This window comes from Pseudomonas lini (assembly GCF_030812475.1).
GTDB lineage: Bacteria > Pseudomonadota > Gammaproteobacteria > Pseudomonadales > Pseudomonadaceae > Aquipseudomonas > Aquipseudomonas lini_A.
Genome location: NZ_JAUSSR010000004.1, coordinates 387,737 through 403,617, shown reverse-complemented (window position 1 = coordinate 403,617; position 15,881 = coordinate 387,737). Strand labels below are relative to the sequence as shown.

12 protein-coding genes are annotated in these 15,881 nt (G+C 59.4%); 6 read left to right on the top strand and 6 right to left on the bottom strand.

All coding sequences use genetic code 11. From position 1 onward, the window contains the following. Positions 1 to 98: 98 nt before the first annotated feature. The 3 genes from J2W17_RS10645 to J2W17_RS10635 all read left to right on the top strand — a co-directional run bounded on the left by J2W17_RS10645 (position 99) and on the right by J2W17_RS10635 (position 3,517). A complete protein-coding gene (locus tag J2W17_RS10645; protein ID WP_307333294.1) occupies positions 99 to 1,055 on the top strand; it encodes an AraC family transcriptional regulator in 957 nt (318 codons plus the stop codon). Positions 1,056 to 1,284: 229 nt separating this feature from the next. Then, positions 1,285 to 2,415 carry an alkene reductase gene (locus tag J2W17_RS10640; RefSeq protein ID WP_307333292.1) on the top strand — a complete coding sequence of 377 codons (1,131 nt, stop codon included), beginning with the start codon at positions 1,285 to 1,287 and terminating at the stop codon, positions 2,413 to 2,415. A 151-nt stretch (positions 2,416 to 2,566) separates the two neighbouring features. Then, complete coding sequence (locus J2W17_RS10635; protein ID WP_307333290.1) at positions 2,567 to 3,517, top strand: LysR family transcriptional regulator; 951 nt, start codon at positions 2,567 to 2,569, stop codon at positions 3,515 to 3,517. Positions 3,518 to 3,584: 67 nt separating this feature from the next. Here the strand turns inward: J2W17_RS10635 and J2W17_RS10630 are convergent, their stop codons facing one another. After that, positions 3,585 to 4,484 carry a LysR family transcriptional regulator gene (locus J2W17_RS10630; RefSeq protein WP_307333288.1) on the bottom strand — a complete coding sequence of 300 codons (900 nt, stop codon included), beginning with the start codon at positions 4,482 to 4,484 and terminating at the stop codon, positions 3,585 to 3,587. A gap of 215 nt (positions 4,485 to 4,699) precedes the next feature. Here J2W17_RS10630 and J2W17_RS10625 point away from each other — a divergent pair, with 215 nt between their 5' ends. Continuing rightward, on the top strand, positions 4,700 to 5,899 hold the full coding sequence (locus J2W17_RS10625) for an MFS transporter (protein ID WP_307333285.1): 1,200 nt from the start codon (positions 4,700 to 4,702) through the stop codon (positions 5,897 to 5,899). Here the strand turns inward: J2W17_RS10625 and J2W17_RS10620 are convergent. Further along, entirely contained in the window at positions 5,891 to 6,448 is a 558-nt protein-coding gene (locus J2W17_RS10620; protein WP_307333284.1) for a hypothetical protein, read from the bottom strand. The two genes, J2W17_RS10625 and J2W17_RS10620, sit on opposite strands and share 9 nt — an antisense overlap. A 213-nt stretch (positions 6,449 to 6,661) precedes the next feature. Here J2W17_RS10620 and J2W17_RS10615 point away from each other — a divergent pair, with 213 nt between their 5' ends. Next, on the top strand, positions 6,662 to 7,264 hold the full coding sequence (locus tag J2W17_RS10615; RefSeq protein WP_307333282.1) for an eCIS core domain-containing protein: 603 nt from the start codon (positions 6,662 to 6,664) through the stop codon (positions 7,262 to 7,264). Here J2W17_RS10615 and J2W17_RS10610 read toward each other — a convergent pair. Further along, on the bottom strand, positions 7,242 to 8,153 hold the full coding sequence (locus J2W17_RS10610; protein WP_307333280.1) for a LysR family transcriptional regulator: 912 nt from the start codon (positions 8,151 to 8,153) through the stop codon (positions 7,242 to 7,244). The genes J2W17_RS10615 and J2W17_RS10610 overlap by 23 nt on opposite strands. 123 nt (positions 8,154 to 8,276) lie before the next feature. Here J2W17_RS10610 and J2W17_RS10605 point away from each other — a divergent pair, with 123 nt between their 5' ends. After that, on the top strand, positions 8,277 to 9,362 hold the full coding sequence (locus tag J2W17_RS10605; protein ID WP_373459973.1) for an AbrB family transcriptional regulator: 1,086 nt from the start codon (positions 8,277 to 8,279) through the stop codon (positions 9,360 to 9,362). 177 nt (positions 9,363 to 9,539) lie between these two features. On the opposite strand, the gene J2W17_RS10600 is transcribed toward J2W17_RS10605, so the two are convergent. The 3 genes from J2W17_RS10600 to J2W17_RS10590 all read right to left on the bottom strand — a co-directional run bounded on the left by J2W17_RS10600 (position 9,540) and on the right by J2W17_RS10590 (position 15,664). Then, positions 9,540 to 11,711 (bottom strand): ATP-binding protein, encoded by a 2,172-nt coding sequence (locus J2W17_RS10600; protein ID WP_307333276.1) that lies wholly within the window; start codon positions 11,709 to 11,711, stop codon positions 9,540 to 9,542. Between the two features lie 258 nt (positions 11,712 to 11,969). After that, positions 11,970 to 13,034, bottom strand: coding sequence for an alpha/beta fold hydrolase (locus tag J2W17_RS10595; protein ID WP_307333274.1), 1,065 nt, complete (start codon positions 13,032 to 13,034; stop codon positions 11,970 to 11,972). A 503-nt stretch (positions 13,035 to 13,537) separates the two neighbouring features. After that, positions 13,538 to 15,664 carry a TonB-dependent receptor family protein gene (locus tag J2W17_RS10590; RefSeq protein ID WP_307333272.1) on the bottom strand — a complete coding sequence of 709 codons (2,127 nt, stop codon included), beginning with the start codon at positions 15,662 to 15,664 and terminating at the stop codon, positions 13,538 to 13,540. Between the last annotated feature and the right edge of the window lie 217 nt (positions 15,665 to 15,881).

Genomic DNA, 15,881 nt, shown 5'->3' with positions numbered 1-15,881 from the left:
GAGTCCGCGTTGGTGCTAATCTAGGCCTCGCGGTCCAGGCGAAGAATGATCGATACGCTTGATTACATGCTCCAGACTCCGCAAGGGAGGGCTGGCCGGTGTTGGATGCGTTTTCTGATGTGTTGCGGGTGATTCGGCTGTCTGGAGGGGTGTTCCTCGAGGCCGAATTCACTGCGCCCTGGTGCATCAACGGGAGAATTTCCGCGGACGATTGCAAGCCGTTCCTGGCCGCCCCCCGGCAGGTCATCGCATCGCATTTTGTCACCGCGGGGCACATGCAATTACGCATCGACGGTGGTGCCAGCGTCGACGTGCGGGCCGGCGAACTCATTCTGCTTCCACGCAATGACGCTCACTCCTTTGGCAGCGACCTGAGCCTTGCGCCCATGCCGGGACGCGAAGTTATTCAACGGCCGGAAGTCGGCGGCATATCACGAATCAAGTACGGCGGGGGCGGCGAGGCCACGCAGTTATTGTGCGGATTCCTTGGTTCTGACATACCCTTCAGTCCGTTACTGTCGTCGCTGCCGTCCTTATTGAAACTGGACGTGCGCGCAACGGCTTCGGGCGCCTGGATTGAAAGCTCATTCCGTTTCGCAATCAGTGAGATCGCGGCGGGGCGCGTCGGCTCCACAACGGTCATCGCCAAGCTTTCCGAATTGCTGTTCGTCGAAGCCGTCAGCCAGTATGTCGCAAGCCTCCCGGCTGAGCGGCGCGGGTGGCTGGCGGGCTTGCGGGATCCGCACATCGGGCGCGCGCTGGCGCTGCTCCATGCTCGTCCAACCGAGGGCTGGACGGCAGAAGCCCTGGCGCTTGAAGTGGGCATGTCGCGCTCGGTGTTCGCGGAGCGATTCACCGCCCTGGTCGGGCAGCCACCGATGCAATACCTGACCCTCTGGCGCATGCACGTGGCGGCTCAACACCTGCGCGAAGGTCGCGGTAATGTGGCGCAAATCGGCTTTGCAGTGGGTTACGAATCCGAAGCGGCGTTCAGTCGCGCGTTCAAGCGCCAGTTTGGTATGTCACCCGGCGGTTGGCGCAGGCAATCAACGTGAGAAAGGCACTGGCGTGACCGCAGGCAACGGCACAAGGTCCTGCCCCACGCGTTGCTAAAAAAGCAAAAGTCATTTGCGATTTGAGTGGATTGTTGCGCAACGAGTGCGAAGTTAGCATCGATCCATTGCTGCAACTCCTCAGACTTTTGGCATAAGTTCAAGACAGCCTGCATTGTTCACCTGTCGCTCGGCTGATCGTCCTTCCACTCGATCAACTATGGAAACTTCAATGTCGACACTCTTCGAAGCATTGCGCATGGGCGACACCACGCTCAAAAATCGTATCGTCATGGCGCCTTTAACCCGCTCTCGCGCACCCGATGACGCCGCCGATGAGCGAGTGGCGTTGTACTACGCGCAACGCGCCACCGCAGGCTTGATCGTCAGCGAGGGCACGCCGATATCCCGTGAAGGTCAAGGCTACCTCTTCAATCCCGGCATCTTCACCCCCGAGCAGATCGCTGGATGGCGCCTCACCACCGACTCGGTGCATGCCGTGGGGGGCAAGATGTTTGCGCAAATCTGGCACGTGGGTCGTGTGTCGCATCCGTCGATCCAGGAGGGCGGGAAACTGCCGGTGAGCGCCACGTCCAAGCAAGCGGTTGGCGCGACAGCTTTCGGCTACGACGCTGACGGCAAGCCGGCGTTGGTAGCGCCACCTGCGCCGCGCCAGCTGACAACGGCTGAGGTTTCGCGGATCGTCGGTGAGTTCGCGCAGGCGGCCGAAAATGCGCTCGAGGCAGGTTTTGATGGCGTAGAAATTCATGGTGCCAATGGCTATCTGTTCGAGCAGTTCATGAATCCGCTGGTCAATGATCGAACCGATCAGTACTGCGCCGATCGTTTGGAAAATCGTCTGCGCTTCACCTTGGAAGTCATCGACGCCGTGGTTGCGCGGATTGGCGCGGGCCGTGTGGGCATCCGTATTTCGCCCTATGGTCAACTGTTCGATATGCCGTTGTATGAGCAGATCGATGAAACCTACACCGCGCTTGCTACAGAGATTGGCGCTCGGCAACTGGCCTATGTGCATGTCATGGATCAGTCCGGATTTCCTGCCCCGGGTACCGAGGGTGGCGGTGGCGGCCCGAAAGCGAGCTTTATCAATTTGCTGTCGACCATCAAATCAAAACTGCCTGACACGGCGCTCATCCTGGCTGGCGGCATGTCGCGCCAACGTGCGCAAGACCTGATGAATGACGGCATCATCGACCTCGCCGCGTTTGGTACCGCCTACATCAGCAACCCTGATCTGGTGGCACGCCTGCAGAACGACTGGCCTCTGACCGAAGCCAAGCGCGAAACCTTCTACGGCGGCGGGGCCGAAGGTTATGTCGATTACGCGCCCCATCGAGGGTAAGCAGTCGCAACCTTCCTGAGGTTTTGGCAGCCGCCACCGGTATTCGGTGCGGCTGCTTTTTCATGCCTGAAGCAAATAGACGCGAGAGGACAATCAGCAGCCGTTCTGTTTTAGTACAGATCCACTGCGCCTTCCGCTGGAGATTTCCCCTATGCACCTCAAAGCGCACCGGTACTTTGCCATGGTCGCCGTGACCGGCAGCTTCTCGGCGACGGCGCGACATTTTCGCGTGCCTGCGTCCTCCGTTTCACGCTTCATCGCGGCGTTGGAGCGGGAGGTGGGCCATCAGCTCCTGTACCGCAATACTCGCGCGGTAAGGCTGACGGATGCGGGCGAGCGCTATTACGTGCAGATCCGCGAAGTGTTGGAGTTGCTGGATGCCGCCGATGAGGCAGTCACCGGCAAGGGGGGCGAGATTCGTGGCCTTGTGCGGATCAACGCGCCGGTTGCGTTCGGCAGTCTGCATATCGTGAAGCTGTTGAATGGTCTGTATGACAAGTATCCGCAATTGACGGTTGAACTGACGGTCACCGATGCCTTTATCGACCCGGTTCAGGAGGGCGCAGACATCATATTCCGGGTGGGGCACCTGGAGGATTCCGGATTGATTGGCCGCAAAATCTGCGACCAGCAATACGTTCTATGTGCTAGCGCAGAGTACCTGGCGAAGTACGGGAAACCCGCTTCGCCAGAGGATCTGCAGAACCATGCGTGCCTGGTCTACAAGGGAACAGGCGGGGCGCAGCGCTGGTATTTTCGCAAACCCGCCAGCGACAAGGTGAAAATCATCGAGGTGCATGGCCCGCTCAGAAGCAACAATGCGCAGGTACTGGTACAGGCGGCGCTCGCGGGGCGGGGGATTGTGTTTTTTCCTTCCTGGCTCTTCAGTCGAGAGAGCTTCGTCAACAAGCAGCTCATTCAGCTTTTGCCCGATTGGGAGGGGGCGGTTGAGCAGACGCCAAGCCAGATCCATTTGATTTCCCCCGAGAATCGACTCCGCTCCCAGAAGGTTCGTGTGGTGTGGGACTACTTCATCAGTGCGATTGGCGTGCCTCCCTATTGGGATGATCTCAGTGGGTCTCGAACTGACTGTGATATCTGACAATGCGCAGGTCCGCTGTGAACAATCAACGCAACTCTCCCACCCATGGGCCCACCCGTGCGCCGCGTTAAAAAAAAGCCTCGCCTCGAAGAGCCTTCAGAACAAGCGAAAAGGCCGGAGTAGGCAAACGACGGCTTGGGTAGTACAGGTGATAACCCGAGAACAACGGGCACCAGTCTTCCAGTACCCGTACCAGGCGGCCATCCTCAATGTGCGGGGCAAATTCTTCTTCCGGCAAATAGGCGATGCCCAAGCCGTTGACTGCCGCAGCCGGGACGTGTGCGCTTGTATTCACAATGACCTGGCCAGCGACGCGCACGTTGACCTTGCGACCGCGCTTTTCGAATTCCCAGGCATCAAGTCCGCCAAGGGTTGGATAGCGTATGTCGATACAACTGTGTTCAAGAAGATCCTGCGGCTTCTTTGGCACAGGGTTGCGCGCGAAATAGACTGGCGCTGCCGCTGCAGCCATCCGAACTTCGGGACCGATTGGAACGGCGATCATATCTTTATCGACGGTGTCGCCAAATCTGATGCCCGCATCGAAGCGGTCGGCAACGATGTCTCTGAAGCCATAGTTGATATCAAACTCAACCTTGATATCGGGGTATTCAAGTAGCAAAGGCGTGAGCCGCGGCAGCAGGATTGTCTTCAGGACAAAATCACCGCAGGTAATGCGCACCGTGCCGGCAGGCTTGTCACGAAGCTCGGTCAAAGCGTCCAGCTCGGACTCGATCTCGTCGAAACGATGACCAATGGCGTGCATCAGGCGTTCACCCGCACTGGTCGGTGAAACGCTGCGAGTGGTGCGCGTCAGTAGTCGAATCTTCAGCCGCTTTTCAAGCCCGGAAACAGTCTGGCTCAGCGCGGACTGCGTGACTCCCAGGTGGGCAGCCGCTCGGGTAAAGCTGCCTTCCCTGGCGACCGTTACAAAGGCCAGCAAGTCGTTCAGATTATGTCGTGGCATTGAGGCCGCCTGGGTAAATTGATTAGCTGGGCTTATAACTTCAACAAGCTTTCATTAGATTATCAAGCATGACGCATTCCCGGAGAATAGGGCAAGCCTCGCCTGTGAGCACAGGCATGGCTCATACCACTCGCTGATCCATCAGCCTATGTACCCACCTGCAGAATCCGACGTCCTTCGCGGACATTGGAGCTTTACGTATTGGAGAAAATCAGATGAGTAGCACCGCGTTACCTATTCAAGCCGCGAGCCGACAGGTATGGGGCGCCGTCCTGGCGATGTCGCTGTGCGCCTTCGCCCTGGTGACTTCGGAGTTTCTGCCGGTGAGCTTGCTCACACCGCTTGCGACCGATCTCGCGCTGACAGAGGGGCAGGCCGGACAAGCGATTTCAATTTCCGGCCTGTTCGCGGTCGTCACCAGTCTGTTCATTTCTTCAGTCATTCGCCGGCTCGACCGCAGGCCCGTTTTGCTTTTCCTGACAGCCTTGATGGTTGCCTCTGGCACACTCGTCGCCTTTGCCCCGAATTATTCGACACTGATGGTCGGCCGGGCCATTTTGGGGATCGCCATTGGCGGCAGCTGGTCAATGTCGACCGCCGTCATGATGCGCATAGCCCCCGAGAGTTTTGTACCTAAAGCCATCGCTTTGATCCAGGGTGGTACCGCCCTTGCCACTGCGGTCGCAGCACCCATCGGCAGCTACATGGGCGGGCTGATCGGCTGGCGAGGTGCATTCTTCTGCGTGGTTCCGCTCGCCGCTGTGGCGCTCTGTTGGCAAGCATTCACCTTGCCGAAAATGCCTGGGCAAAACGAGTCTGGATCTGCACTTGCAGTGTTTCGGCTGTTAGGTAACGCCAAGGTCTCGCTGGGCATGGCAGCAGTGGCATTTTTGTTCATGGGACAGTTCGCGTTATTCACCTATCTGCGTCCGTTTCTGGAATTGGTGACGCGAGTTGATGTGTCTGGACTCTCCCTGCTTTTGCTGATTATCGGAATGGCCGGATTGGCGGGCACGATGGTGATCGGTTCGTTATTGACCAGAAGCCTTTATCGAGTGCTGATGATCATTCCACTATTGATGTCGGTGATTGCTGTGGCTTTACTCGTGTTCGGCAGTTCGATGTGGGCGACAGCCGTTTTGCTGGGGGTATGGGGCCTGATTGCGACGTGCGCGCCTGTGGGTTGGTTCACTTGGCTATCACGCACGCTTCCACGAGATGCCGAAACCGGAGGCGGTTTGATGGTGGCGGTGATTCAGTTGGCAATCACACTCGGCGCGACGGTAGGTGGGTTGCTGTATGACGGCGCTGGTTACCAGGTTACGTTCATCGCGGGTGGAGTGTTTCTTCTGGTGGCTGCCGTGCTTGCACTGGTTGTTTCGCGGACGCGGACGGATTTGCCTCCATTACGATGACGATGACGATGACGATGACGATGACGATGACGATGACGATGTTGCTGTTGCGTTAGGGGACAAGTCTGTGCATTTTTTTTCCCCGAAACCTTCAGGCTGATGTCTGTTAACAAATTGCCAAAGGCGGGTTTTAAAATGCTTTTCCAACTCGTCCTGTTTTTCTGCCGCAGCCTGGCTAAGTAGTTCTGAGAACACTAGTGTTGCTGTATCGCGGTACATATCCAGCGCTGGCAGTTCTGAGCAATGTACGTGGTTGGCAAGCTCTGCATCAGTCGGACCTCTGCCATTCAAATTCTGAAATTCGCGAAGATATTGTTGTTTGCTTTGTTTGTATAGACAATACGCAAGCTGGCCAATGATGTCATTTTCCTCTTTGACCAACTTTTCGTAGACGATATTGTACTCGGCTCTCGGTTTGGAGATCAGAGCACTAAAAGCAGATGGGGTGGATTCAGCAGGTCGAGACGCTTTAGGAAGTGGGGAATTTTTATGTCCGTTTCGCCTCATGCTATTTGGCTGCTTTATGTTTGGCCTTTGCGAAACGAACATCAATGCTTTCGGCACTTTCGGAGTTGAAAAGCGCTCGTGCAAAAGAGCGTACAGTTTTTGGAGCTATAACGTTCCAGCACCTTGGACGCAAAAAGGCCATAACCCTTCATGCGATATCTTGAGCGCGCCTGGTTCCGGACTACGCTAAAGCTATGCCGATCGTTGCCCAATGACGACCCACCGTTCGCGCTGCGTCCGCCCCTGGAGCGTCCAATGCCGCCCATCACCGCTCGCCTGATGGCGCTGTTTGGCCTGTGCCTGACGCTTGAAGCGCCAGCCCAGACCAACGCCTGCCCACCTGGCGAGAAACAAGTGTGCCTGGACAGCTGCATCTGTCTGCCGGACCCCATGGGCCTGCTCGGCATGCCTGATGGCATCTATCAGATCGCGGCACCTGCCCTGACGCTGTGGCTGGCCCAAGCCCGCGCTGAAGCTGCCAGCGCCGGCACCCAACCCATTCCACCGCACATCCGCGAGCAACTGCTGCGCTGGTACGAACCCAGCGTCCTCGATGCCGCGCGCTACAAAGTCAGCGACAACGGTCAATTCAGCGCCGCCACGGCCATGCTGCAAAACCCCGACGTCGGTGCCGTGACGCTGATCGACATTGTTCTCTTCCGGGACGCTCAAAGCGCGGAGCAGGACATTGCGCTCTGGGCGCACGAATTGAAGCACGTGCAGCAGTATCAGGAATGGGGTGTGGAAGGATTTGCCCAGCGCTATACCCAGGATTTCAATGCGGTGGAGGCGCCGGCATATGCCATACAGGTTGAGGTCAGACGCTGGGGCGGCGCTATACAGCCTGCACGCCCGTAATAAACTGCGACCCTTCATTTTTCAAGATGCCCAGCAGCAATTGCGCGCTCGGCGACAGGTAGGCGCCCATCCGAACGAACACCACGATGGTGCGTTTCATCGTGGTTTCCTTGAGCGTCACCTCTCGAAGGTGCGTCACGCCTTTGACGTCTTCAAGGGTTTCCCGGGCCAGGAAGCACAGCAGGTGGGTCTCGCCGATCAGGCGCGGCAACAGGGAAATTGAAGTGGTCTCGATCTGTACCCGGGGCAGGGGCAGGTCTCGTTCTTGAAAGGCATTGTCTATCCAGCGCCGCGCGGCCACGGTGGTCGCTGGCAGCACCCAGCGGTATTTGCACAAGTCGCGCAGCTGATAGCTGGCATTGAACAGCGGATGGTGCCGGCTGGCGACCACTACCGCTTCATCATCGAACAAGGCATGGGTATCGAGCAGCGGGTCCGCTTCGTACTGCGGGCAGATCACCATGTCCAATCGACCGGATAACAGCCCTTCGCGCAAAAAATCGTCCTGGCCGATCACCAGGTTCAAGGTGACTTCCGGTGCGCGGGACAGCAATGCCCCGGTCAGGTGCGGTAGCAGGTTGTCGGCCATGGATGCGGCGCAGCCCAGGCGTATGTTGCCCATGACCCCGCTGGCAAAATCGCGAACTTCGCGCCGGGTTTCAGCGATGCTCTGCTGCAACTGCGTGCCGCGCACTTTCAGCAGCTCGCCCACGGGCGTGAGTTTGATCCGTCGCCCATCGCGTTCGAACAGGCGGGCACCCAATGACTCTTCAAGTCGTTGAATGCTCTTGGTCAGTGCCGGCTGACTCCGGTTGAGTTTTTCCGCTGCCTTGCCCAGGTGGCCCAGCGCGGCAATGGTTTCAAAATAGACGAGGTCGCGCAGTTCCATACCTATAACCCGCAGTTATCAATTCATCACTATTAGAAAATAGACTTGATCGAAGTCACTATCAATAATTGCCCTTGTCAATAGCGCGCCACCGCCCCGGGGGCGTTCCACGTTTGGAGCGTGATTGTGTCTTTTCTTCCACAGCGACTTCTCCATACCCCTCCCGTCCTATGGATTGCGTTGTTGTTGCTGGCCGGGGCAGGCGGTCAGTTGTTGAAATTTCTGCAGGTGCCCGCCGGAGAGTTTCTAGGGCCGATGCTCGTGGCTATCGGGTTTGGCGTGTGCGGTGCGAACATTCGTGTGCATCGCCATGCGTTCAAACTGGGTCAGGGCGCCGTGGGTATTCTTGCCGCGCATTCCACGACCCTGGCGGTGCTCACTTCACTCGCCCAGTCCTGGCCCATGATCCTTTTTGCAACGATGCTCACCGTGTGCCTCAGTGCGCTGGTCGGCCTTGCCATGGTGCGTCTGGGCGGTATCCCCGCCAGTACGGCGGCTTGGGGGGTAGCACCGGGTGCTGCCTCGGTGATGGTCTCGATGGCTGAAGACTTCGGCGCCGACTCACGGGTGGTCGCCACCATGCAGTACGTCCGGGTGGTGTGCGTGGTGCTGATCGGTTCGCTGGTCAGCCATTGGCTGGGGGCTCCTACCGGACGCAGCGAATTGCACGCGGCCAGCGTTGCGTTGCCACACCTCAACCTGCTGGACGTGGGGCTCACGCTTGCCACGCTGCTGGCGGGTGTCGCATTGGGTAACGCCATTCCGGCCGGTGCACTGCTCATGCCTTTGCTGCTGGGGGCCGCCTTGCAAATGAGCGGCTTATTGCAGATAACCATGCCTGGCTGGCTGCTTGCCACGGCCTACGGGGCGATTGGTTGCTACGTGGGCCTGGGCTTTGATCGCCTGACGATCTTCTACGTTTGGCGGCGGATGCCGGCGATGATCCTGGGCGCGGTGGTGATGATTGCAGTGTGTGCGTTGTCCGCCTTTTTGCTGGCGGCGCTGCTCGATAAGGATTTTCTCTCGATTTACCTGGCCACGAGCCCAGGCGGGCTGGATTCCATGGCGATCATCGCGGTCGACACCCACTCCGATGTCGGTCTGGTACTGGCAATGCAGACCTTGCGCTTGTTCGTAGTGCTGCTGACGGGCGCATATTTGGCGCGCTTGATCATTCGGTTGGCGAGTCGTTGGGAAGTGGCAAGGTAGGGCAGGTGGAACGCGCTTTTCTGGAGGGCGCGGTGAGTTACTTGGAGCGAGTGATGTAGCGCGTTAACCGACCATTACCTGACCCCTGCGTGGGATGCAACGATCTGCGAAGCGACGAACAGGCCCAAGCCTGATCCTTCACTCGGGCCAGTGTCACTGGCTATCGGCAGGGGCGCGCTATGGGCTGTCTGGATGCGCGTTGATCAGCGAGCGGACCCGCTGGCTGAGGTCGTTCAGACTGAAGGGCTTGGTCAGCACCTTGGTCGTTGCATCAGTGGGGACCAGGTTCGAACCGCCGGCAAACCCGGTAATGAACAGCACCTTGAGCTGCGGGTACCTCTCCTTGAATTCCGCTGCCAGACTGACGCCGTTCATCAATCCGGGCAGGCCGATATCCGTCAGAAGTAAATCCAGCTGTTCGAGCTTTTCCGCCTGCTTCAAAGCGGAAACGCTATCCACCGCTTCAATCACGCGATAGCCAATGTCGGACAAGAATTCCGAAGCCATTTTGCGGACGGCGGTTTCATCGTCCACCAGCAAGATGGTTTCGTAGTGACCTGAAGGTTCCGGTGGTTGAATGACCTCCGGGTTGTGCTGGTGGGGGACGGCTTGAGACTGATCGACGGGAAAATACAGGGTGACGGTCGTGCCCAGGCCAAGGCTGCTGTGAACTCTGACTTGCCCGCCGGATTGTTGGGTGAAGCCGTAAATCATCGACAGGCCCAGACCGGTGCCTTCGCCGATTTTCTTTGTGGTGAAGAACGGGTCGAAGATGCGCGACAGATGTTCAGGACTGATGCCCATGCCTGAATCCGTCACGGAGATCGTGACATAGGCCGCCTGGGGCATCATTTTCTCGCGCGACGATGCTTGATCGATCAGGCATCGATCGACCTCCAGGCTCAGGGTGCCGCCATTGGGCATGGCGTCCCGTGCGTTGATCGCGAGGTTGAGCAGGGCATTTTCCAGCTGATTGAGGTCGCAGCGGATACGATCGTTGGCTCGAAACGAGCAATCGACGACGATGCTTGGGCCCACTGAGCGGCGGATCATTTCTTCGAGACCGGCGACGACCGTCCGGGGCTCGAGCACTTCAGGTTCGAGCGATTGCTGCCTGGAGAACGCCAGTAGACGTTGGGTCAATGCAGCCGCGCGGGAGGCGGAGGTCATGGCCACGGTGTTATATCGAGTCAGATCGCTATAACGCCCGGCATCGATACGCCGTTGCATCAGTTCAAGGCTACCGATGATGCCGGCCAACAGGTTATTGAAATCATGGGCTATCCCGCCCGTGAGCTGACCGACCGCTTCCATTTTTTGACTCTGGCGAAGTTTGGTTTCCGCCACCGCACGTTCACGCTGTTCGGCCTCGAGCTGTTCGGTACGCTTGGCGATACGTTCCTCGAGCAGGTCGTTCCAGTCCCGTAGCGCGATCTCCAGCTGCACCCGATCATCGATGTCCTCTATGGTGCCGTACCACTGTTCACATGCCCCGTCGATGCCGAAGCTGCACAAGGCGCGGACTCTGAACCAACGATAATCACCGGTGTGTCGGCGCAAGCGGACCTGCAAATCCAGTGGCTGCAATGTCGCCAGTGAATGATCCCAACGCTTGGCCAGGGCTATCCGATCCTCAGGGTGGGCCGCGTTGGCCCACTGCCGCCCTAATGTCTGTGCAGAGGACAGGCCGGTATAGTCATGCCAGCGCTGATCGATTGAAGTCAGTACGCCGAGCGTGTCAGCTGTCCAGGGCCACAGCGGATTGAGCTCCGCCGCGATTCGGTAGTGCCTTTCGCTTTCACGTAACTTCTTCTCTGTGGATCGTATGGCCTTTAAGGTCTTGGAACGCTTCAAAACGGCGCCAAGCAGGTTGCCGTAGCTGCGCAGAAAATCGATATCGCTGTCGGTGAAATGCCGGGGCGTTCGACTGTCGACCTCGAAAATCCCGAAGGGGCGTTTCTCCGTGGCCCCGAACACCAGGACGTTGACGAAGGCCTGGACGCCATTTTCTTTTTGGAAATCGTGATAACGGAAGCGTGTTTCGGTGGAAACATCCACCGAGATTACGGGAGCGCCGGTGTCGAGCGAGTACTTTTCCGGGCTGCCGTCGATCGCTTGTACCTCAACCTTGCCTACCACATCGGGCGTCCAGCCTACGCCGTTTCGCACGAGGAACGTGATGCCGTCCTCCTTGAGCAGCATGAACTTGGCCAGATGAGTCTCAAGCGCGTCACCCACCAGTCGACAGGCCTCGTTGAGGATGTGCTCCAGGTCGTCGGACAGCAAGGCCAGTTCGCCAAATTCGGCAAGCACTTTGCGCTGTCGTAGTAACGTATCCTCGATCGCCATGGGGCCACTCCGCAGAGGTTTCTATATCCGAGAGTGCTGCTTCGCCGAGGTTCAACTGGCGTGATCAATTGCTCGAACACGGCTAAAAACGCTGTTCAATATAGGAGCGAGCCTGCTCGCGATGGACTCCAGGACACCGCGTTATCCAGCAAACACGCGTTATCGTTGGCGACCATCGCGAGCAGGCTCGCTCCTACACTTGCACAGCACTGTTTTTGAGGTAGCGGTCAGGTTCAGTGCCCGGCTGTCAGCCCGGCCTCAAAGGTGATCCGCATCGATCACCGCCTTGGCGAACGCCTGCGGGTCTTCCTGGGGCAGGTTGTGGCCGATGCCGCCGCTGATCAGCCGGAACTCGTATTTGCCTGTAAAGCGCTTGGCGTAGTCCTCGGGGGCAGGGTGCGGGGCGCCGTTGGCATCGCCTTCCAGGGTGATGGTCGGCACACTGATGGAAGGCGCCGTGGCCAGTTTCTGCTCGAGCGCATCGTAGCGGCTTTCGCCCTGGACCAGGCCCAGGCGCCAGCGGTAGTTGAAGACGGTGATGTCGACATGGTCGGGGTTATCCAGCGCCTTGGCACTGCGCTCGAAGGTGGCGTCATCGAAGGCCCATTGCGGCGATGCCAATTGCCAGATCAGCTTGGCAAAGTCGTGGGTGTTTTTCTCGTACCCGGCGCGGCCGCGGTCGGTGGCGAAGTAGAACTGGTACCACCACTGCAACTCAGCCTTGGGCGGCAGCGGGTTCTTGCCGGCCGCCTGATTGCCGATGAGATAGCCGCTGACCGAAACCAGCGCCTTGACCCGTTCCGGCCACAGCGCCGAGACGATCCCGGCCGAACGCGCGCCCCAATCATAGCCACCGAGCACGGCTTGTTTGATGTTCAGTGCGTCCATGAAGTCGATGACGTCGCTGGCCAGCGCGGCGGGTTGACCATTGCGCAGGGTTTTTTCCGAAAGAAAATGGGTGTCGCCGTAGCCCCGAGCATAGGGCATCAGCACCCGATAGCCCTTGGCTGCCAGCAAGGGAGCGACCTCGTCATAGCTGTGAATGTCGTACGGCCAGCCGTGCAGAAGAATCACCACCGGCCCGTCGGCGGGGCCTGTTTCAGCGTACGCCACGTTGAGCAGCCCGGCGCTGACATGCTTCAACGGGCCGAACGGAGAGGGGGAAGCATGAGTGGCACCGGCAGTGGTCGCGGCGGGCTGCGCGGCAGCGGTGGTTTGCGCCTGGGCCGCACCGAGAACGCCGAACAGGGCGAACGCGAGGAGCGACGAGCCGAGCAGACGGCGGCAAGTTTTGCCTGTTGTATCCTGCAGTGCCATTTTCATGCTGATGTCTCCGTTACAAACCGTTGGTCAGAGGGCTGAATGATCCCGTTGAATCCTGGGTTGCATTTGAACGCGGCGACGTATCCGGCCTGTGTCGAATCCCGGGTCGGGTGCAAACTTGTGTATCAAGATCCCAGTTAGACATACGTTGATACATAGTGCGGCAGCACAATCGCTACGGATGATTGAAAACTAAGCGGGCAGAACGATCCGGCGCCACACGGCGCCGATCACGCAGTATTGCTCGCGCCGGATCGGGTTTGAGTCTTGCGTGTCATACAACCGATTGGAGGTAAATCCGCCAATCCTTGAGTCAATAACAATATGTATATTCCTACCCAATGGTCCAAAACATTCAGTGGGGCGCCTATTGAACGACAAACTGAGCGTCTTCGCTGGATGAACCGGTCAGACCTGCCTGTGACACCGCTGCGCGAGAACACCAGCCATACAAAAAGCAGCACACTGCAGCCAGGCGCGACGAAAACGCGGCGCCTGAGCGCTCAGCGCAAGCTCCAGGACACCCCGACATACATCGCCAGCCCCTCGCCCGGCGTGGACCGCGCCGCATCCAGCCCCTGGTCGTCGTAGCCCGGCGTGACGGTGCCGGCGTAGTGCTTGTCGGTCAGGTTGCGCATATCCAGCCAGGTCTGCCAGTCGCCCTTGGGCGCGTTGTAGCCCAGGGTCGCGCCGAACAGCGCGTAGGGATCGGCGTAGTAGCTGTTGGCGTAGTCAACCGCCACCTTGGACACCCACTGGGTATTGAGCGCAGCGAAGAAACCCTGGGGCCAGTCATAGCGCAGTTCGCCCTGGTAGTAGTGCATCGGCAGGCCGGGCAGGCGGTTGTCGCCGAAGCGCTCGTCGTCGCGATAGTGGAAGTCACTGAAGGTATAGCTCTGGCGCAGGCTCAGCTGGCCGCCATCGTCTGGCGACCACAGGTTGCTCGACAGGCTGGCTTCCACGCCCTGGTGCACGGTGGGGCTGGCGTTGAGTTCGTAGGGCGTGGTGGCGTTGGCATCCGGCAACACCGAGAGCAGTTCGTGGCGCACCTGGGCGTAGTACCAGGCCAGGCTCCATTGCCCCATTGTGCTGTCGCCGCGGCCGCCGATTTCCAGGGTGGTCGCGGTCTGGTTTTGCAGCTTGATCGGGTCGCGCTGGGCGCCGGTGGCGGCGCCGCTACCGGCCGGGAAGCGCTGGTTGGCGCTGTAGATCAGCGACCAGGGGTGTGGCGCTTCGACCGAGCGGCTGAGGTTGCCGAACAACTGCAGGTCAGGTGTCAGTTGGTAGCGTAAGCCCAGGCGCGGGGCGTAGTCCCAGTCGCTCAGGCTGGTCTTGCCGCCGCCTTGGGGATAGGTGACGGCGCTTTCGCGGCGGGTGTAGATGGCGGCGAGGCCGGTGGTCAGCCACAGGTCGTCGGCGATCTCCAGGTCATTGCCCAGATGCAGGACGGTGTCCGAACCCTGGTAGGTGAAGTTGCGCATGGGCGTGCCTGGCGCGTAGCCGGCGGTGTTGCCGGTGGGGATGCGCACCCGTTCGCTGGCGCCGGCATTGGGCAGGTGCTTGGTCACCCGCAGGCCCACCGTGCTCCGGCTTTCCAGGCCCCAGAGGGTGTCGCGTCGCTTGTAATCGAAGGTGCCGCTGACGTCGGTGTACGCCACCTTCAAACGGTTGGGTCCCTCGCGCAAGTCCATGGGATAGTCGTGGTAGACAAGGCCGGCCTGGACGCTCGAATCGTCATCGATGTAGTAGGTGGTCTTGTTGCCGATGAAAGTGCTGCCCGGTTGCTCGCGGCTGTCATCCCGCGAGACGTAAGCGGGGTTGGCGGCCCGTGGATCGTGCTCGATGGCGTGCTTGGTCACGCGCCCGGCGAGCTCGTTGTCGGTCTGGCGGTAGCGCAGGTAGAAGCGGGTTTCCAGGTTCGGGTTGAAGCGATAGCCGAAGTTGGCAATGACGCCCTGACTGTCGCTGGCGGTATGGTCCTGGTAACCGTCGGCACGCGCGTCGGTCATGGCCACGTAATAATCGAAGTCGCCCAGTACTTGCCCGGAGCTGACCTGACGCTGTTGATAGCCGTGGCTGCCCATGGCGTAGCGCACCTGCAACCGCGGTGCGTCGTAGCCGGTGTGGCTGATGTAATCGATGGCCCCGCCCAACGCCAGCGCGCCCCGGTCGAAGCCGTTGGCACCGCGCAGCACTTCCACATGGTCGAGCCACAGCGGCTCGAGCAATTCATAGGGCGTGCCACCAGGGCCGCTCAGCGGCAGGCCGTCGAGCATGGCGTACAACCCTGAGGCATGGGCGCCGGGTGCGCGGTTGATCCCTGATCCGCGGATCGAAATCTTGACCCCTTCGTTGCCCGCCGACTGGGCATAGACCCCCGGTTGATAAGCCAGCACATCCTGGTTACTCGCTACGCGGCCTTGCAGGGGCCGGCGCAGGTCGACCACATTGGTGCCGCCGGGCACTTGGGCCAGTCGGGCCTTGGCGTCCTCGATCGACGCGTCTTCGCCGCTACGGTCCTCAGCCCCGATCAGCACTTGTCCCAGCTCCAGGCCTTGGGTCTCGGCCATGGCCGGACAGGCAAGGGCCAGCCCCAGCAGCGCAGCGGGCAAGGATTTGGGCGAGGGCATTGGGAGAACTCCAGACGGACAGGAACGGGCAGTGAAGAACTGCGACGTAGAGAAGAACGAAGGAAACACATGTTTAATTTAAGTCAGTGAAGATTCCAGCGCTTTGCTTCTCTGAGTGTTTCGGGTTGAAACGGTCCCGGGTGGGTGGCAAGGTTTCCGGCCGTTGCCGCAATAAATTTGAAATGCTCGGCGTAGCTCGACAGAATCGCACCCCGAT